This window comes from Paenarthrobacter sp. NPDC090517, from assembly GCF_044769165.1.
GTDB lineage: Bacteria > Actinomycetota > Actinomycetes > Actinomycetales > Micrococcaceae > Arthrobacter.
The window spans coordinates 305,725-323,823 of sequence record NZ_JBIVXN010000004.1 but is presented as its reverse complement, the minus strand read 5'-3'; the positions used below and the strand labels follow the sequence as shown (position 1 = coordinate 323,823).

21 protein-coding genes are annotated in these 18,099 nt (G+C 61.5%); 11 read left to right on the top strand and 10 right to left on the bottom strand.

Annotated features, from left to right (window positions below):
• Positions 1-2: 2 nt before the first annotated feature.
• Complete coding sequence (locus ACIQTW_RS15080) at positions 3-263, top strand: PLD nuclease N-terminal domain-containing protein (RefSeq protein WP_402938269.1); 261 nt, start codon at positions 3-5, stop codon at positions 261-263.
• A 3-nt stretch (positions 264-266) separates the two neighbouring features.
• On the opposite strand, the gene ACIQTW_RS15075 is transcribed toward ACIQTW_RS15080, so the two are convergent.
• Positions 267-1,937 (bottom strand): sensor histidine kinase, encoded by a 1,671-nt coding sequence (locus ACIQTW_RS15075; RefSeq protein WP_402938267.1) that lies wholly within the window; start codon positions 1,935-1,937, stop codon positions 267-269.
• A 99-nt stretch (positions 1,938-2,036) separates the two neighbouring features.
• Between ACIQTW_RS15075 and ACIQTW_RS15070 the strand changes: the two genes are divergently transcribed.
• Complete coding sequence (locus ACIQTW_RS15070) at positions 2,037-2,777, top strand: response regulator transcription factor (RefSeq protein ID WP_402938264.1); 741 nt, start codon at positions 2,037-2,039, stop codon at positions 2,775-2,777.
• A 112-nt stretch (positions 2,778-2,889) separates the two neighbouring features.
• Here the strand turns inward: ACIQTW_RS15070 and ACIQTW_RS15065 are convergent, their stop codons facing one another.
• Positions 2,890-3,270, bottom strand: coding sequence for an Hpt domain-containing protein (locus ACIQTW_RS15065; RefSeq protein WP_402938262.1), 381 nt, complete (start codon positions 3,268-3,270; stop codon positions 2,890-2,892).
• Between the two features lie 191 nt (positions 3,271-3,461).
• Here ACIQTW_RS15065 and ACIQTW_RS15060 point away from each other — a divergent pair, with 191 nt between their 5' ends.
• Positions 3,462-3,650 (top strand): hypothetical protein, encoded by a 189-nt coding sequence (locus ACIQTW_RS15060; RefSeq protein WP_402938259.1) that lies wholly within the window; start codon positions 3,462-3,464, stop codon positions 3,648-3,650.
• On the opposite strand, the gene ACIQTW_RS15055 is transcribed toward ACIQTW_RS15060, so the two are convergent.
• The 6 genes from ACIQTW_RS15055 to bioB all read right to left on the bottom strand — a co-directional run bounded on the left by ACIQTW_RS15055 (position 3,647) and on the right by bioB (position 9,734).
• Positions 3,647-4,087 carry a very short patch repair endonuclease gene (locus ACIQTW_RS15055; RefSeq protein ID WP_402938257.1) on the bottom strand — a complete coding sequence of 147 codons (441 nt, stop codon included), beginning with the start codon at positions 4,085-4,087 and terminating at the stop codon, positions 3,647-3,649. The two genes, ACIQTW_RS15060 and ACIQTW_RS15055, sit on opposite strands and share 4 nt — an antisense overlap.
• Positions 4,088-4,096: 9 nt before the next feature.
• Entirely contained in the window at positions 4,097-5,269 is a 1,173-nt protein-coding gene (locus ACIQTW_RS15050; RefSeq protein WP_402938254.1) for a cytochrome P450, read from the bottom strand.
• Positions 5,266-5,949 (bottom strand): dethiobiotin synthase, encoded by a 684-nt coding sequence (gene bioD, locus ACIQTW_RS15045; RefSeq protein ID WP_402938252.1) that lies wholly within the window; start codon positions 5,947-5,949, stop codon positions 5,266-5,268. Before bioD ends, ACIQTW_RS15050 begins: the two co-directional genes overlap by 4 nt.
• Entirely contained in the window at positions 5,946-7,118 is a 1,173-nt protein-coding gene (locus tag ACIQTW_RS15040; protein WP_402938470.1) for an 8-amino-7-oxononanoate synthase, read from the bottom strand. Before ACIQTW_RS15040 ends, bioD begins: the two co-directional genes overlap by 4 nt.
• A gap of 8 nt (positions 7,119-7,126) precedes the next feature.
• Complete coding sequence (bioA, locus tag ACIQTW_RS15035; RefSeq protein WP_402938250.1) at positions 7,127-8,488, bottom strand: adenosylmethionine--8-amino-7-oxononanoate transaminase; 1,362 nt, start codon at positions 8,486-8,488, stop codon at positions 7,127-7,129.
• A 211-nt stretch (positions 8,489-8,699) separates the two neighbouring features.
• Positions 8,700-9,734 carry a biotin synthase BioB gene (gene bioB / locus ACIQTW_RS15030; RefSeq protein WP_402938247.1) on the bottom strand — a complete coding sequence of 345 codons (1,035 nt, stop codon included), beginning with the start codon at positions 9,732-9,734 and terminating at the stop codon, positions 8,700-8,702.
• A gap of 193 nt (positions 9,735-9,927) precedes the next feature.
• Here bioB and ACIQTW_RS15025 point away from each other — a divergent pair, with 193 nt between their 5' ends.
• Complete coding sequence (locus ACIQTW_RS15025) at positions 9,928-11,655, top strand: purine-cytosine permease family protein (protein WP_402938244.1); 1,728 nt, start codon at positions 9,928-9,930, stop codon at positions 11,653-11,655.
• A gap of 158 nt (positions 11,656-11,813) precedes the next feature.
• On the opposite strand, the gene ACIQTW_RS15020 is transcribed toward ACIQTW_RS15025, so the two are convergent.
• Complete coding sequence (locus ACIQTW_RS15020) at positions 11,814-11,999, bottom strand: CsbD family protein (protein ID WP_026005342.1); 186 nt, start codon at positions 11,997-11,999, stop codon at positions 11,814-11,816.
• A 108-nt stretch (positions 12,000-12,107) separates the two neighbouring features.
• On the opposite strand from ACIQTW_RS15020, the gene ACIQTW_RS15015 reads away from it, so the two are divergent.
• Positions 12,108-13,088, top strand: coding sequence for an SDR family oxidoreductase (locus tag ACIQTW_RS15015; protein ID WP_402938242.1), 981 nt, complete (start codon positions 12,108-12,110; stop codon positions 13,086-13,088).
• A gap of 26 nt (positions 13,089-13,114) precedes the next feature.
• On the opposite strand, the gene ACIQTW_RS15010 is transcribed toward ACIQTW_RS15015, so the two are convergent.
• Complete coding sequence (locus tag ACIQTW_RS15010; protein ID WP_402938239.1) at positions 13,115-14,290, bottom strand: zinc-dependent alcohol dehydrogenase; 1,176 nt, start codon at positions 14,288-14,290, stop codon at positions 13,115-13,117.
• A 131-nt stretch (positions 14,291-14,421) separates the two neighbouring features.
• On the opposite strand from ACIQTW_RS15010, the gene ACIQTW_RS15005 reads away from it, so the two are divergent.
• The 6 genes from ACIQTW_RS15005 to ACIQTW_RS14980 all read left to right on the top strand — a co-directional run bounded on the left by ACIQTW_RS15005 (position 14,422) and on the right by ACIQTW_RS14980 (position 18,018).
• Entirely contained in the window at positions 14,422-14,625 is a 204-nt protein-coding gene (locus ACIQTW_RS15005) for a hypothetical protein (RefSeq protein WP_402938237.1), read from the top strand.
• 81 nt (positions 14,626-14,706) lie between these two features.
• The gene (locus ACIQTW_RS15000; protein WP_402938234.1) at positions 14,707-14,916 is read left to right on the top strand and encodes a hypothetical protein; all 210 of its coding nucleotides are present in this window, start codon (positions 14,707-14,709) and stop codon (positions 14,914-14,916) included.
• 110 nt (positions 14,917-15,026) lie between these two features.
• Positions 15,027-15,584 (top strand): hypothetical protein, encoded by a 558-nt coding sequence (locus ACIQTW_RS14995; RefSeq protein ID WP_402938231.1) that lies wholly within the window; start codon positions 15,027-15,029, stop codon positions 15,582-15,584.
• 27 nt (positions 15,585-15,611) lie between these two features.
• Positions 15,612-16,235 (top strand): SIS domain-containing protein, encoded by a 624-nt coding sequence (locus tag ACIQTW_RS14990; protein ID WP_402938229.1) that lies wholly within the window; start codon positions 15,612-15,614, stop codon positions 16,233-16,235.
• Positions 16,236-16,503: 268 nt separating this feature from the next.
• Positions 16,504-16,857 carry a hypothetical protein gene (locus tag ACIQTW_RS14985; protein WP_402938226.1) on the top strand — a complete coding sequence of 118 codons (354 nt, stop codon included), beginning with the start codon at positions 16,504-16,506 and terminating at the stop codon, positions 16,855-16,857.
• Between the two features lie 90 nt (positions 16,858-16,947).
• Positions 16,948-18,018, top strand: a complete 1,071-nt coding sequence (locus ACIQTW_RS14980; protein ID WP_402938223.1) for an alkene reductase — start codon at positions 16,948-16,950, stop codon at positions 18,016-18,018.
• Positions 18,019-18,099 lie beyond the last annotated feature (81 nt).

Here is an 18,099-nt window from a genome sequence, read left to right as displayed (position 1 = left end):
TCATGGCCCGCAAAAAATCGTGGCGCGATATGACCAAAGGCCAACGGATCATGCTGTTGGTCAGTGGAGCGGTGAATATGGCCCTATTAGGTGCTGCGCAGAGAAGCATCGGCAAGACCCCGGACGAGCAGATCCGGGGCAAGAAGGCCATCTGGCGGGCGGTCTCCTTCATCAACTTCTTCGGGCCCGTGAGCTACTTCCTCTTCGGCCGCCGTCGGGGTGCAGAACATGCAGGGAAGGGCGCAGCGGCAGTAAAGCACTGACGGTTAGGCAGGCATCTTCACTGTAAAAGTGGTGCCCTCCCCGGGGACACTCTCCAGTGTGATGGTCCCGCCATGGGCCTCAACAATGGCTTTGCTGATGGGCAAACCCAGCCCCACGCCCGGGATGGCACTCTTGCGCACCCCGCCAGCGCGGAAGAACTTGGTGAAAGCCTCGGCCTGCTCCTCTTCGTTCATTCCCATCCCGGTGTCAGTGACCCGGCAGAAAACAAAGTCCTGCTCCTCCCAGGCAGCTACTTCCACATCCCCGCCGTCGGGGGAGTACTTGATCGCGTTGGACACCAAATTGTCCAGCACCTGCGCAATCCGTGATGAGTCAACACGGGCTTCCAGCGCGTCCGGGAGGTCCACCGATAGCCGGATGCCGGCCTTGGCCGCACGTGGTTCTGCAGAGGTGACGCTGCCCCGCACCAACTCCGCCACGTCCACTGAGTGCGGCTGAATGACGATCTGGCCCGAGCGCACGGCCAGTAGGTCCGAGACGAGGGTCAGCAGCCGCTCTGCGTTGCGCCTGACAATGTCGAGTTGTTTGCGGGCCCGGGCATCGAGGGCGTCCGGATCGTCCAATATGAGCTCGACGTAGCCAAGGATGGACGTCAACGGGGTACGGAATTCGTGGGAGACGTTGGCAACGAAGTCGTCCTTGGCGGCAAGCGCATTGACCAAGTCCGTGACATCGCTGAACACCACCACTGAACCGGTGAACTTTCCGGCGTCATCCACCATGGGGCGTGCGCTCGCGGTGAAGGCTCGTTGTTCGCTCCCCGAGCCCAACCACACCAACTGGTCCGTGAACCTTTCACCCAGGACAGCACGACGCACCGGTCGCCTGTCTGCCGGCAACGGCGTTGTCCTGTCAATATCGAAGATCAACAACTGGGACTCATTGGGATCGTCATTGTCCGGGGGAGTTGCCAGGACATGAGTTTGGCGTTGCCGGCGGTTCATGAGGATGTCATGCCCATCGCCATCCACAGCGACCACGCCCAGAGGCAGAGCTTCCATGACGGTGTTGAGGAGCCGTTCCTGCTTGGTACTGACGCTCAGGGCTTCCTTGAGTGCCTCGTCCTTCTCTTCCAGGGCTCGTTGCTGGCGCACCATGCTCAGCGTCAGGACGCTGACGGAAATTCCAATTCCCAGCATGAGGATGGGGAACAGGAGCGGCTTGGTGAAGTCCTGCTCGCTGAGGGTTCCGCGCACGAACAGGGGAACCCAGACGATTCCCAACGGTCCCAGGAAGGACATGACAATGGCGAGCTTCGGGTACAAGCCCGAAGCACACAACCAGATGACCGGCAGCACTACCAGGACACTGAGGCCGGTGATGGATTCCACCGCACCTTCACGGGCGAATCCGATGGAGACCATGTCCAGGATGGGGATGGTGAGGAAGCTGGCGAAGGGGAGCCGGTGCCACGGCACAATGATGCACAGCGTCAGCAGGAGTGCCTGGCTCAGCAGGAAAATGAGGAACAGCGGATTCTCAAGTGTGGCGGGGAAATACAGCCAAACCAGGACGGCTGAAATACAGACACACACCGACAATGGCAGTTGGCTGAGGACAACGCGCATACGCAGGGTATGTTCGTGGAAAGAGCGCCTAAAAACCAACAATTTCTTCTTTTCACCAATATCCCAAGTTGAAGGGTGGGTCATGGCACATCCACCAAAGATGCGGAAGAAAGTCGGTTCATGAGATCAGCCTAACCATAATGGATATACTTCTGAGGTTATCGAAGGGGCTGAGGGGCAGCGATGAGTGAAGCACGTGTGGGGCTGGTCATTGAAGATGACCAGGATATCCGCGAATTGGTACGCGTAGTTCTATCCCAGGCGGGATTTGATGTACATGTCGCGTCCACGGGATCCGCAGGTGTAACGTCGGCCCGCGAGCTGAATCCGGACGTTATTACGTTGGATCTCGGCCTCCCCGATATTGACGGTTTTGAGGTAGCACGCCAGATCCGGAAATCCTCGGACGCCTACATCATTATGCTCACGGCACGCGCCGAAGAGCTGGACACCCTCATGGGTTTGGAAGCCGGCGGCGACGACTACCTCACCAAGCCTTTCCGTCCCCGGGAACTGCGCGCCCGCGTTGAAGCCATGATGCGGCGTCCCCGCGCGTCGTCGGAATCCAAGAGCGGCCCGGAAGAAGTGGATCCCGAAGTGAGCCACAACGGGCTGGCCGTTTCTGCAGGTTCCCGCACCGCGGTCCTGAACGGCAAAGAGCTCAAGCTGACGCGCACGGAGTTTGACCTCCTGCTCGCGTTGCTGGAGACCGGACGGATAGTGCGGACCAAGGCAGACCTCGCGCGTCGCCTCCGGAACGAACCGTACGACGTCGGCAGTTACGTCAGCGATGCAGACGAGCGCGCCGTTGAGGTACATATGGGAAACCTGCGTAAGAAACTTGGCGACAGCATCCAGGCGCCGCGCTGGCTTGAGACCGTCCGCGGGGTTGGCTACCGGCTGGCTCCCTCAAGCAACAACTAAGCACACCCAACCAGGTAGCAGATCAGGCCGTTATGAGCGCTCATAACGGCCTGATCTGCGACCTACTTGGGTTGGCCGACGCGCAGAGGCTCTTCAGCGACGGTGAAGATTTTTACGGAATCGGGGTTTCCAATTCCCGGATCGTCGCCGGGACGAAGTGCTCGATTTCGTTGATCAGCGGGCGGAGCTCTTCCAAGTGGGCTGCGTTGGGCAGGAGCCTGATGCTGATCTCCAGCTCAGTGGCCAATCGACTCATGCAGATGGCACCCACCATGTGGCTGGATGTCTTCAGGCTAAGGACCGCATCCATGGCGTCTTCCATGTCGAGCTTTTCCAAGGCATGATGAAGCCGGTCCACCCGCCACGGCAGAAGTTCAACGTAGTTGCGCACGAAGGTGCTGATGATGGCTTGGTCGCCGCCAAGTTCAGCTCGGAGTTCGGTGAGGACGCTGGGATCCACCAGGGCGTCGGTGCATTCTTCATACTCAGACACCAAACCCCTCCCGCCTCCAAACAATAGATTCACGATTCAACAGTAGGACTCTTGGAACTTCCGCAGCGCCATTTAGCCAAAGATTGATCCAATCTTGAGCGGACTCAGAGCCACTCTTGATCTCGTCCCCACAAAGTAGTGAAAAGCAGATCCGGGCGTTGCCAGGCTGAACCAGGGGAACGGGAAACAACATGGAAAGTGGTGCTCGCCCGTCACTGGGCCTCATGCTCATCATCGTGGTCTGCATGACCGTCTTGCTCGGCATCGGCGGGTCGGCCGCTTTCGCACTATGGCAGCAGAGCTCTCAAACGTCTGTCACGGATCGATCCGTGGAGTCCGCACCGACCACCACCACCATGCCCACCGCAACTACGCGTTAGTCCGCCGCTGATTCCAGAAATTCGGTAAGCCGATCCTCTAGCATGGACCTGTCCTTCAGCTCGCACTCCCACACCGTGAGTACCTCCCAGCCGGCAGCCTTCAACTGTTCGCGCTGCAGCGCGTCCCTTTCGCGGGTTCGTGTTCTCTTGGCTTCCCAGAATTCCGCGTTCGCTGCCGGGGCATGCTGCCCTGCTTTGCAGTGATGGAAATGCCAAAAGCAGCCATTAACGAAAATGACCTTGCGCCGCCCCGCGAACACGAGGTCCGGGCGGCCCGGTAGTTTTGCCGTTCCGGCTTTTCCGTGGAGCCGGTACCGGTAGCCTTTCGCGTGCAGGAGCCTGCGGACCAGCAACTCAGGTTTCGTGTTCTTCCCACGGATTTTGGACATGTTGCGGCTGCGCTGCTCCCGCGTCAAAAGGTCCCGGCTCTCGGCCATACACCAAGCCTACCCAGGCTCTACCACCACTGTTCGGGGAGCCTGGAAGGACAGCAACCGTATCCAGTCCGGGTTTGAATCCTGCAGCCGGACCCCCTTGAGGGCGGCTGCTGTTTCATGAACGACGACGGCGGCCTCCAGCTCTGCGAGTTTGGCGCCGAGGCAGCGGTGGATCCCGGAGCCAAACGCCAAGCCGTAGGGCGTCGGTCCGGGGCGGTTGGTGGCCTCTGAATCTGCTGGTTCCGCCACTGTTGGCTCGGCCCAAGGAAATCCGTGGTTGCCGGTCAATTCCAGCAGGATCTCCTCACCGGCCGGGATGGTTCGTCCGTCCAAAAAGGTGTCCTGGTTTGCCACCCGCCGCCAAGTGGGAACGGACGACTCCGTTGCGAGGACGTGCCGGACCAGGTCGCGCGCCTTCATGCCGCTTGCTGCCTCGCTCCACGAGATACCCCGGGAGCCTTCGGCCAGCCGGAACAGCGTGGTGCTGATGAGTTGGGTAGTGGTCTCTTGCCCGGCGATCAGGAGGAAGTAGCCCAAGGAACAGATCTCGGCTGTGCTCAGCGCGTGGCGGCTCAGCGCGTTGAAAAGGTTGGGGTCCGGTGACGCCACAAACTCCAAAACCAGTTCCCTCAACCAGCGGTAGAAATCCGCGGCGCTGTGTGCCAACTCAAGTTGCCGTTCAGCATCCGGCCAACCCCAGAAAAGCTCCAGGGAGTCCAGGCTCCAGGCCTTCAAGGCCGGCAGGTCACGGACGGGCAGCCCCAACATTTCCAGCATGACGACAGCCGGGGGATTTGCCGCGACGGCCTTCACCAAGTCCACGCTGCCCTCCGAAGCCAGGCGTTGCGCCGCACGGGCCGCCGATTCCCGGGCCAAGCCGCGAATGCGGGGCTCCTTAGCCGCCACTTTGGCAGGGGTAAAGAAACCCGCCACCACCTTTCGAATGCCGGCATGGGTCTCGGTATCGTTGCTCGCAAGGATCGGCGGCAGCGCAAACCGGGCCTTCTGCAGTATGCGCAGCGCCTGTCCGCTCAAGGGTGTTACCGCGAGCAGGGCATTGGCCGGGCTGAAATCTTGAGGCCTGTGCAGCACTTCCCTCACGGTGTCGGGGTTGCGGAACACCAGGTAAGGACAGCGGCCGGACCCGGGAAGCCCCACCTCGGCAGTTGTCACCGCGCTCATACTGGCAAACCTTCGAGCCAATCGCACGCGTGCGAGCGGAAGTCGGCAGGATCCAGTCCGGAGGCACCGGCAGGAACCGCACCCATGAATGGAACAGGCCAACTCCGCAGAGTCGCCCGGTTGGTGAGCTCCACCGCGCCTGGCCTTGCCGGCCAGCTCCCGAGGACTATCCCCAACACCGGCAGGGACCGGGCATCCAACGCCTCCAGCGTCAGCGCCGTATGGTTCAACGTGCCCAACGCCGGCCGTGCCACCACGGCAAATCCAGCCAACTCTCCCAGATGCGTGCCGAGATCAGCCAGCGTCCCGCCGTCGTGGTCCAACTCCACCAGCAAGCCGCCGGCGCCTTCCACCAGCACATGGTCGTGGCTGGCAATCAGCTCACGAATCCGGCCGGCGTGGACAGCGAGCGACGGCAAAGTGACCTCGTCCAGAGCCGCGGCAGGGACGGGCGCCATGGGCTCTTCGAGAACGACGCCGGCTTCCGACGTCGCCGGATCGGCCAACCGTGCCACCTCGGCGCAATCTGAATCACCCAGCGCGTTTCCGCTCTGGCACGGCTTGTAGACGGCAACCGTCCGGCCGCGTGAATGTAGTGCGGCCGTGATGGCAGCCGACGTAATGGTCTTGCCGACGCCGGTATCGGTACCGGTGACCATGATGACGGGAGGCAGTTTCATGATGTTTTCTCCAGGATGTTGCGCAACGTTGCACAGGCTTGCTCGATGTCGGCCGGTGTGAGGGTGGCGCGCGCCGTCAGGCGAAGGCACGACACCCCATCCGGGACGGACGGTGGACGAAAGCAACCCACACGGACGCCAGCGTCGTATGCTGCTTTGCCGGCAGCGACGGCCGCTTCGGCGGACGGCATGCGAATGGATTGGACCGCTCCGATGGAATGCTCGACGGCGGTGGCGAGCCTTCCCGGCGCAGCTTGCAGTGGGGTGGCTTGCAGTCCGGCGGCCAACGCGGCTGCATTGTGATGGACTGCCGTCGAACGCCACGGCTCGGCCTTGATGACGCCAATGGCCGCGAGCGCGGCGGCTGCCGCAGGGGGAGCCAACGCGGTGTCGAAGATGAGGCTTCTGGCACGGTTGACCAGGTGCTCCCTCAGCAACGATGAGCCAAGGACAACGCCGCCTTGGCTGCCGAGTGCCTTGGAAAGAGTGGCGGTGACCACGACGTTGGGATGTCCGGCCAATCTGGTTCCTGCGATGGCGCCGTGCCCCGCTTGGGACCCTGAGCCCAAGACACCCAGGCTGTGGGCTTCGTCAACCAGCAGCATGGCGTCGCGTGCTTCCGCCAACTCCAAAAGTTCCATTAACGGCGCCGCATCCCCGCCCACGCTATAGATGGACTCGACGGCGATGAGCGCCCGCGGCTGGGTGCGGTTAGCCAGTTTGTCCGCTGCGTCCTGCACATGGTTGTGCCTGAAATTCTTCACTTCGGACCGGCTCAACCGGAACCCGTCGATCAACGAGGCATGGCATTGCTCGTCCGCCACAATCAACGTACCTGGACCGCCCAAGGCCGTAGTGACTCCAAGGTTCGCGAGGTAACCGGAGGAAAAACCCAACGCCGCGTCCATTCCCGTCAGCCCAGCGAGTTCGTGCTCCAGCTCCACGTGCAGCTCGGTGGTGCCTGCTACCAACCTCGATGACGTAGCGCCCGTGCCCCACTTCGCGATGGCTTCCTGTGCGGCTTCGGCGAGCCTGGCGTCCGTGGCCAAGCCAAGATAGTCGTTGCTGGCGAGGTCAATCATCCGATCCTTGGCCCCGCGCACCAACGGACTTCTCACCAAGCCCCTGCGCTCACGGACCCGGGCTTGCTCCTCCAGCCACTGAGTCATGGTGATACTCACGCGGCCACCCCGTGTTCCGAGGTTTCTTCCACGGCAGCCACCATCGCAGCGGCCATCACGCCCACTTGGGTGTCGGAACTGATGAACGGCGGCATTGCGTAGACGAGGTTTCTAAAGGGGCGCACCCACACGCCGTGTTCGACGGCGGCACGTGTCACTGCGGCGACGTCCACAGCGTCCCATAACTCAATGACCCCCACGGCACCGAAGGTGCGGACGTCAGCAACGGCGTCGAGCTTCAACGCAGGAGCCAGTCCCGCTGTGAGACCGGCACCAACACGTGCCACGTCCGCACGCCAAACCCCCGTTGCCAGGATGCCCAGGCTTGCGTTGGCCGCGGCGCACGCCAAGGGGTTGGCCATGAAGGTGGGCCCGTGCAGGAGTGCCCCCGCCTCGCCTGCGGAAACCGTACGGGCTACCTCGCCCGTACATAGCGTCGCAGCGAGGGTGAGGTAGCCGCCGGTGAGCGCCTTGCCAACACACAGAATGTCAGGGACAACGCCGGCGTGCTGTGCGGCAAAGAGCTCACCGGTTCGCCCGAAGCCCGTGGCGATCTCGTCCAGGATCAGCAACAAACCGTGATGGTCCGCGATGTCGCGGAGGATCCGAACACACTCGGCCGGGTACATGAACATCCCGCCTGCACCTTGCAGCATCGGCTCCACAATGATTGCTGCGAGCTCGTTGGAATGCTGCCTGGCCAGCTCCTCCGCTTCTGCCCGCCACTCTGCGATGGCTGCTGCACTGGCACTGGCACTGGCACTGGCACTGGCACTTGCGTTGGCTGTTGCAGCCGCAGGCGGACGGGGTGCAAACACGTTGCGCGCCAGCAGCCCAGGGAAGGAGGAATGCATGCCGTCCACAGGATCGCACACGCCCATGGCCGCGAACGTGTCCCCGTGGTAGCCGCCGCGGATGGTCAGGAAACGCTGCCGTTTTGGCCGGCCGTTCGCCGTTTGGAATTGGACAGCCATCTTGAGGGCGACTTCCACGGAGATGGAACCGGAGTCCGCCAGGAACACGCGCTCCAGACGGCGGACAGGTTCAGCCGGTGCCATGGAAAGCAGGCTTTCCGCGAGCTCAACTGCAGGTTGATGCGTCAGCCCGCCGAACATCACGTGGCTGAAACTTCTTAGTTGACGTCGGATGGCGGAGTCCATGACGGGGTTCCGGTAGCCGTGGATCACCGACCACCATGACGACATCGCATCAAGCACCTCATGGGTCCGCCCTTGCTCATCGCGCAGCCGCAGCGCTACGCCGTCGGCCGCTTCCACTTCCCACAGCGGCAATGTGGGGCAGGCCGGCGCGTACGGGTGCCACAACGTAGCCCGGTCCCGTTCGATCAGCGAGCTCATGACGCCAACCTTCCGTGGCGGGAACAGTCAGCGGTCCACCCCAAAGGCGTGACCTGCACTTTCATGCGGCGGCGGCACTGCGGGCAAAAGCGCGGCGGCTCCATCGCCAAATGCTGCTGGCAGCTACGGTGGGCGTCCGACGTCGGGCCGTCACTGCCGCAGTGCCGGTCACCGCCGCAATGCCCGCAGAACTGCTGTGAGACTGCGGTGGTCACAGCGACTTCTGGAATTCCTTGATGGGCATGTTGAGCTCCACCAGGAGGTTGAGGTCAGCGTTTGCCGGCCGGCCCAGAGTGGTGAGGTAATTGCCTACAATGACGGCGTTGATGCCACCGAGCAGGCCCTCGCGGGTGCCGAGGTCGCCGAGGGTTAGTTCACGCCCGCCCGCGTAGCGAAGGACCGTTCGCGGCATCGCGAGCCGGAAAGCAGCGATGGCACGGAGGGCGTCCTTGCCGTCCATGATGCCTTGGTTCTCCAGCGGTGTGCCGGGGCGCGGGTTGAGGAAGTTAAGGGGGACTTCGTGGGGTTCGAGGGCAGCGAGTTGGGCTGCGAGTTCAGCCCGCTGGGCCACTGATTCGCCCATCCCGATCAGTGCACCGCAGCATAGTTCCATTCCGGCGGCCTTCACCATGGCGCAGGTTTCCAGGCGTTCCTCGTAGCTGTGCGTCGTCACGACTTCAGGGAAGAAGCTGCGGGCCGTTTCAAGGTTGTGGTTGTAGCGGTGGACACCCCACTCTGCCAACTGGTCCACTTGGCGTTGCGTGAGCATGCCCAGGGAGCAAGCGATGTTGATGTCCACTTCCTCCTTGATGCGGTCGATCGCGAACTTGATCTGGTTCATGAGTTTGATGTCCGGGCCCCGGACGGCGGCGACGATGCAGAACTCGGTGGCACCCGTTGCGGCGGTTTCCTTCGCGGCCTTGACCAGCTCCGGGATGTCCAGCCACACACCGCGAACAGGGGAGTCGAACAAGCCGGATTGGCTGCAGAAATGGCAGTCCTCGGGACAGCCGCCGGTTTTGATGGAGATGATGCCTTCCACTTCCACGTCCTCGCCGCAGTGCTTGAGGCGAACCTCATGGGCGAGTTGCAGGGCCGCAGGGATGGCATCGTCCGGCAGTTCCAGGATTTCTTTTAGTTGAGCCTCGTTCAGGCCTTCGCCCTGTTGGAGCACCTGCCGGCGGGCGGTGTCCAGGATGGCGTAGGTGCCGGTTTCATGGGCTTCTTCTGTTGCTTGGGTGGTCATGTCCTTGACGGTATCCGCGCTGATGGATGGCGATTTTGTGGAGTGCGTACAAACCCCGGTGCTTGATTTTGGTCTTGGATGCGCGGGGCGACTGATACAGAAGTTACAGCTGTGAAACATGGACGTGACTGAATTGACGCGCTGCGTGACTAGCGTCGGGGACGAGACAAAGCCCCGACGAAAGCGACCACGAATGAGCGACGACAAGACGAGCACCGCCACATTGGAGCCGACGACGGCGGCAGGAACCGCCGTCGGAAACGGTACTTCAGCTGCGCCGATGGCAGGCAACGCCGACGCGATGAGTGCCGCGAAGGAGAGCCTGGAAGACTACACGCTCCGGTTCGCCCCGCGTTCCTACCGGAAGTGGAGTGCCGGGGTTGTGGCAACGAGTGCGCTGGGTGGCATTGCGTACTTGGCCGACTTCTCGATCGGCGCAAATATCGGCATTGCCTACGGAACCGTGAACGCGATCTTAGGCATCATCGTGGCCGCGGTCATCATCTTCGCTACGGGTTTCCCGCTGGCCTACTATGCCGCACGGTACAACATCGATCTGGACCTGATCACCCGCGGCTCAGGCTTTGGCTATTACGGCTCGGTGGTCACCAACATCATCTTCGCCACCTTCACCTTCATTTTCTTCGCCCTTGAAGGCTCCATCATGGCCCAAGGCCTGCAGTTGGGTCTGGGCATCCCGCAGTGGATCGGCTACGCGGTGTCCACCATCATCATCATTCCGCTGGTGATTTACGGGATGAAGACCTTGGCTACCTTGCAGGTGTGGACTACGCCTTTGTGGTTGCTGCTCATGGTGGTTCCGGTGGGTTACCTGCTCCTGTCCCACCCCGAAAGCATCGATGCCTTCTTCGCTTTCACCGGTGCTTCGGGCGAGGGCGGCCCCAACCTTGCTTCGGTGATGCTTGCCGCGGGTGTCTGCTTGTCCCTGATGGCGCAGATCGCCGAGCAAATCGACTACCTTCGCTTCATGCCGCCCAAGACGGCCGAAAACAAGGGCGCTTGGTGGCGCGCGGTGATCCTTGCCGGACCGGGCTGGGTCATCTTCGGTGCCATCAAGCAGATCATCGGCTTGTTCATCGCGATCTACCTCATCGCCAAGCTTGATCCTGCAGCAGCCGCTTCCGCGAATGAGCCTGTCCACCAGTTCCTGGGTGTTTACGAAGAAATGATGCCGGCCTGGCTCGCCATGACCCTGGCCGTGGTGCTGGTGGTCATTTCGCAGATCAAGATCAACGTCACCAACGCCTACTCCGGCTCACTGGCCTGGACCAACTCCTTCACGCGCATCACCAAGACCTACCCGGGACGCATGGTGTTCGTAGTGGTCAACCTGGTTATCGCGCTGATCCTGATGGAGTCGAACATGTTCGAGTTCCTCAACACGATCCTGGGTTTCTACGCCAACTGCGCCATGGCCTGGGTTGTCACGGTGGCCTCCGATATCGCGATCAACAAGTATCTGCTGAAGATTTCGCCCAAGGTCCCGGAGTTCCGCCGCGGGATGCTCTATGCAGTGAATCCCGTGGGGTTCGTGTCCATGCTCGTCTCCGCCGGGGTGTCCATCGCAGTGTTCTTCGGGGCGTTCGGTGCCGCTGTCCAGCCGTTCTCGCCTATCTTCGCGGTTGGCCTGGCCTTGGTGCTGCCGCCGGTGCTGGCTTTGCTGACCAAGGGCCGCTACTACCTTCGCAGGACCGACGACGGAATCGACCTCCCGATGTTCGATGCCGACGGAAACCCCAGCGATGCCAAGCTGCTTTGCCATGTCACCGGGCTTGAGTTCGAACGTCCGGACATGCTCCGCTCAGCCCAGGACGGGCCCGACGGCGAACCCCAGTTCATCTCCTCCCTCGCGTTGTCCACGGATAAGTCGGGGGAGCTGGTGCTGCCGGCGCAAAAATAAGTCTTGTACCCAAGTAGGTAGCAGATCAGGCCGTTTTGAGAGCTGAGAACGGCGTTAACTGCTACTTAGTTGGGTGCACGCAGAACGCCCCGGCTTCTTTTAGGTGGCCGGGGCGTTGTGCTGCGTGTTTCGTTCTATGCGTGTTTCTTGCTGCGGGCTTACTTGTCGAAGGCGTCCTTTGCGGTGTCCTTCACGTTCTCGCCCGCCTGCTTGGTCTTGGCAGCCGCCTGGTCAGCGACACCTTCGGCCTGCAGTTTCTCGTTATTGGTGGCGTCACCCAAGGCTTCCTTCGCCTTGCCGGTGACTTCCTGTGCCTTGTTGCTGATCTTGTCTCCGAGTCCCATGGGCCCTCCTTCGATGTAATCCAACACTGACGATTGCTAGGCTAACGAGCGATTCTGGGTACTTCCTGAACGCCTGTCAAGGATCGTAAGGATGCTTACACTGAGAGCATGGCTGAGGAGACCCGCAACGAAAATACGGAGCAGACCGACCTTGACGAGGACATCGCCATGGCATTGGTGAACCACGTCATCAATACCCCGGACGAGTCCGGGGAAACCGATCCGAGGACCAAATATCCGTCTGAAGAATTCGAGCCGCAGACCCAGGATTATCCCGGGTGGACCGAGGCCATGAACCCGCGGCCCCATCATGGCGAGCAAAGCTACGTAGGGCATCACCGCATGATGGGCATGCGGACGTTGGTCACTGGTGGTGACAGCGGGATCGGCAGGGCGGTGGCCATTGCCTACGCCCGCGAAGGAGCGGATGTCGCGTTTACGTACCTGCCTGAAGAGGAACAGGACGCAGAGCAAACCGTCCAGCTCATCGAGGATGCGGGCAGCAGGGCCTTGGCCTTGCCCGGCGACCTGCAAGACGAAGAATTTTGCCAGGAAGTCATTGCCCAGACCGTGGCTGAGTTCGATGGGCTCAACGTCCTGGTGAACAATGCCGGCTTCCAGATGACCACGAGCGTGGGCATCGAGGACCTCAACAGCGAACAGTTTGATCGGACCTTCAAGACCAACGTCTATGCGCTTTTTTGGCTCACCAAAGCCGCCTTGCCGCACATGAAGCCTGGGGCCGCGATCATCAATACTTCTTCGATTCAGGGCTACCACCCAAGTCCGTCGCTGATTGACTACGCAGCCACCAAGGCCGCGATCAACAGCATGACCTTCTCGCTGGCAGAGTCACTGGGGCCTAAGGGCATCCGGGTCAACGCTGTGGCTCCGGGTCCCGTGTGGACACCCCTGCAACCACCCACCCAGCCGTCGGAAAAGATCGAAAAGTTCGGCCAGGACACCCCGCTGGGCAGGGCGGGGCAGCCTGCCGAACTAGCCGCCACCTACGTTCTTTTGGCAACGGAGGAATCCAGCTACATTTCCGGATCAGTCATCGGTGTGACCGGTGGAAAGCACCTGGCCTAGGCTGCGGGTTGAGAGGCAGGCCATGATCAGGGCTTGAGCACTACTTTGATGCAGCCGTCCTGCTTCTTTTGGAATTTTTCGTAGAGGGCGGGGGCTTCATCCAGTCCTCCCGTGTGGGTGACCAGATGCATAACCCCCAGCGGATCGGCGTCGTCCTCTACCAGGGGCAGCAGATCGTCGGTCCAGCTGCGCACATTGCATTGGCCCATGCGGAGCTGGATTTGCTTGTCGAACATGGTCATGAGCGGCATGGGATCGGCCTGGCCGCCGTAGACGCCACTTAAGGAAACCGTCCCACCGCGGCGCACCAGGTCCACGGCTGTGTGGAGCGCCGCAAGCCGGTCAACGCTCATGGTTTCCATGGCCACCTGTGCAGGTTTGTCCGGCAACAACGAGACGGCCCGGTGAAGGAAGGATGCAACGGGGGATCCGTGAGCTTCCATGCCCACAGCGTCCACCACGGAGTCGGGACCGCGTCCGAGTGTCTGCTCACGGATATGGGAGGCGACGTCGGAACTGTAGTCCATGGTTTCTACGCCATGTGTCTCTGCCATCGCGCGGCGTTCAGGGACCGGGTCCACCCCAATCACCCGGAAGCCCTTGTGGATGCCTATCCTTGCGGCGAACTGGCCCACCGGGCCCAGCCCGAGCACGGCGAGCGTGCCACCGTCCGGCACATTCGCGTACTCCACTGCCTGCCACGCTGTGGGCAGGATGTCTGAGAGAAACAAGTAGCGCTCGTCCGGCGCGTCCGAGTCGATTTTGACGGGTCCGTAATCCGCGAAGGGAACGCGCAGGTATTGTGCTTGCCCACCGGGGACGGAGCCATACAGTTCCGAATAGCCGAAAAGTGCCGCCCCTGATCCTTTTGCTGTCACTTGTGTCGTTTCGCATTGCGATTGAAGGCCTTGGTTGCACATGTAGCAATGACCGCAGGAGATGTTGAACGGCACCACCACGCGGTCGCCCTTCTTGAGCCGGTGGACCCCGGAACCTACTTCTTCCACGATTCCCATAGGCTCGTGCCCGATGACATCGCCCTTGTGCATGTAAGGGCCCAGCACTTCGTAAAGGTGAAGGTCCGAGCCGCAAATGGCTGTGGACGTGATCCGGACAATCGCGTCCGTGGGTTCCTGGATGGAGGGATCGGGTACGTCTTCGACGCTAACTGAGCGCCGGCCTTGCCAAGTCACTGCTTTCACGATTGATTCTCCCTGCGTTTCGGCTGGGTGGGTCCCTCGCTGCTGGAGACCCTCCCAGCGAAGCAGAGATGGTAGAGGTGCACAAGGCTGCCAGCCTCGACACCACTAGGGGGCAGGCTTAGATTGAGGCTATGAGCGAAGAACCGAGCGAAACTGAACAGACGCCCTCCAAAGCCTCGAAACCCGGGGTGCCTGCCGCCGTCGGGAATGACGACGATGCCGCGGGCACGGGTGACTTCACTACCGAGCTGGACCCGACCTTCGTCCCGGACGAAAGCACTGAGACGCCGGAACAGAAGCGCGCCAGGGAGCATCCGGAAGCCACCGGAAGCTGAAACTAGTAAGCACCCTGATTATTAGTGTTAATATGGTGGAGGGAGAGAGTTTCGGGCAGAGCTGACCGAGGAGTGATCGCATTGTCCACCATGAAAACCGTGTCCGGCTTGCTCCAGTTCGGTGGGGCATATTTTCACTGCGGCGAGCCCATGTCTTTCGCTAAGTCCTCAGCCCGCAGCGTGTACGCCCCCATGACAACCGACGACGTTGATGATGGGCTGCTGGATGTGTATCTGCAGACCCGGGTCATCCAATGCCGGTGCGGCTTCCGGATGGAGCTGCCCGCCTGAGAGCCCGGAATCGTTTCGAGGAAGCCTGATCGGGGTACAGCTCAGGTACCAAGCACAGCGCGGGCCTTGAGTGGCGCCCACACAAGCCGCTCACCAGGGAGGTAATGCAGATGGATACAGGACAACTGGTACTTATCATCGTGCTGGCCGTCGTCGTCATCGCCGCTGTGATCGTTGCGGTTGTCATTGGGCGTCGAAAGAAAGCAGAGATCAACCGCCATCGCGCGGAGGAGCTGCGCGAGAAGGCGGCTGAAGAAGCCATAGGTGCACATCAGGCGAAAGCCGAGTCAGCCCAGGCCGAGGCCGCAGCGCTACAGGCAGAAGTCGAGGCGAACCGACTCCGCAAGGATGCGGAGAACCACGCCCACAAAGCCGGTGAAGCCCATGAGCGCGTCGAGGAGCACCTTCGCCGCGCCGACAAACTGGACCCGAATTCGAATCCGGACAGGTCGAATGCTGCGGACAGGAACAGGGCCGGGGACATGGACCGCGATCGTCCGGCGGACGCAGATCGTACAAGCGAAGTAGACCGTTCACGCGACGGAGATCACGATAGGACCAATATCGCTGAGGGTGAGCGCCTTACCCGGGACCGCAGCGGACGGGACGCAACCCGCGACGGCTCAACGCGCGACGGCTCAACGCGTGAGGGTGACAGGAACTTGTAGTTTCAGTGGAGGATCGGAGGTAGGGAAGTGAGTATCGTGGTGAGGCGAACAGGCCAGGCGCTGCGGTCGACCGAAATGAAGCCGAACAGGCATGCAGTCGACGTGGTTCTGGGACACTTGGGCGAAATCGGACCTGCCGTTGCGGCCCTGCGCCGCGAGTCTTCAAGGCTCGCTGAATGGGGCGAAGAACTGGCCCGTGTCAGGCTGCGCGGAGGCAGCGTCTACGCCGCGGGCAGCGACGGATCCTCGCATGAAGCGCAAAGATTCACGTCCGAGCTGAACGCCCACGATCCCACGAATGGATCCGGGTTTAAAGCCATCTCCATCAAGGGCGCCGATCCCAAGGGAGACGGGGCGGGCGGGAGCATCAGCAGCCAGGTATCGGACAAAGTGCGGCGTGGCGACATTGTGGTGTTGCTTGCAGCAAAAGGCATCACCGACGATCTGCGGGAGGCCGCCACGGCCGCGAAATCCAAAGGCGCTCGCGTGTGGGCCCTCACCGGTAAAGAGTCCAAGGACCTGGCCCAGGCGGTCCACGAGGCAATATGCATCGATACTGATCCTCCCCATGCCGAGGAAGCGCACCTCGTGGCTGTGCTGGCTCTGTGTGAGTGTTTCGACGACGCCCTGAAGACCATCAACCCGGGGTAGCTGCTTGCGTGGCCATCACAGGTTCCTTGGAGCCGTGTGTCACTGTGTTGTTCGTGAAGAATACTGTCGTCGCCTACGTCGCTATCTTTGCGCTCACTGGACTTGTCACGTTGAGCGTGCTCGGGGCGTCACTGCTCCAGAAGAGCGATCCGCGTGGAATTGCGCCGCCAAAGCGTGCGCCTTCAAAACAACCACAACAACGAGTTCCGCCGAGTATGTCTATTCGCCCGCTGTTGTCTGGTCGGCCATCCGGCCCGCAGAGGCAGCAATGGAGGGGAGCGACGTCGCTCACGCCTTCACGGTGCCGGCCATCCCCGATGGGCCAGGGGAACGGCAGTGCTTTTTCGGCTGGAACGGTATTTCGATGATTGAAATCATTGAGGAAGTTCCCGAGCGATTCGCTGCGACCCAGGTGCTTTTTCCTCCCGGTGAAGTCTCCACAAAAATGGTGTACCGCCTCGAACCGACCACCCTCGGTTGCAGGCTGACAATTGAGACCATCGAAGAGGCTCCTGATTACCTGACTCCCAATCAAGCGGCGATGCAGCAATTCAGCGATTCATTTCTCCACAACCTCGAACCGCTGTTGCAGAAGCGGACGCTGAAGGAAGTACGCGACTAGCTCCCTGTGATGTGCGCCTCTTCCGGAATAGTTGCAGACGCCATGCAGTTGCTCAGGATGAACTTGATTTCATTCTGAAAGGAACCGCGCATGCTGTTTTCCCCACTGGCCCTCGGCGAACTTGAACTTTCCAACCGACTGGTGATGGCGCCTTTGACCCGTCTCCGCGCAGGTCAGAACGGCGTGCCAGGTTCATTGATCGCCGAGCATTACCGCCAGCGGGCTTCCCTTGGGCTGATTGTCAGCGAAGGAACGTACCCGACGCCTGCAGGCCAGTCGTACCCGGGACAGCCGGGACTCGTCACGGAGGAGCAAATCGCAGGCTGGAAGAAGGCCACCGACGCGGTTCACGCTGAAGGCGGCCGCATCTTCGCGCAGATCATGCACGGTGGCCGGGTTTCGCACGCCGACATCACCGGCGGCCACGAGATCGTTGGCCCCAGCGCCGTCGCTATCGACGGCGAGGTCCGCACCCCTAACGGCAAGCAGCCCTACCCGGTACCGCGTGAACTCCGCACCGACGAACTCCCGGCAGTCATCCAGGAGATCGTCACCGCCAGCAAGAATGCGATCGAGGCAGGTTTCGACGGCGTTGAGCTCCACTCCGCAAACGGTTACCTGCTGCACGAATTCCTTGCGCCCAACTCGAACGTTCGTACCGATAGCTACGGCGGCTCCCCGGAGAACCGGGCCCGCTTCGTGATCGAGACCGTGAACGCAGTAGTCGAGGCCCTCGGTGCCAACCGCGTAGGCATCCGCATTTCCCCGGAACACAACGTGCAGGGAATTGCCGAGACTGACTCCGCTGATGTCCGGGCAACCTACGAGGTGCTAGTGGAAACCATCGCTCCGCTGAACCTGGCCTACTTGAGCATCCTCCACCATGACCCCAAGAGCGACTTGGTGCAGGACCTCCGCGAGCGATTCAACGGCACGTTCCTGGTGAACACCGGCTTCAGCGAAATTACCACCCGCGACGAAGCCTTCGCGATCATCGAAGACGGCCTCGCCGACGCCGTGGTGGTTGGTCGCCCTGCCATCGCCAACCCGGATCTCGCCCGCCGCTGGCGTGAAAGCTTGCCGCTGAACGAGCCGGATGCTTCCACTTTCTATGCGGACGGCGCCGAGGGTTACACGGACTACCCCTTCTACGCGAACTAAGCCCTACGCTCACCAAGAGCGCAAAGCACCTCTGCAAGATGACGACGTCGGCACCCGCCCGGGTGCCGACGTCGCGGTTTA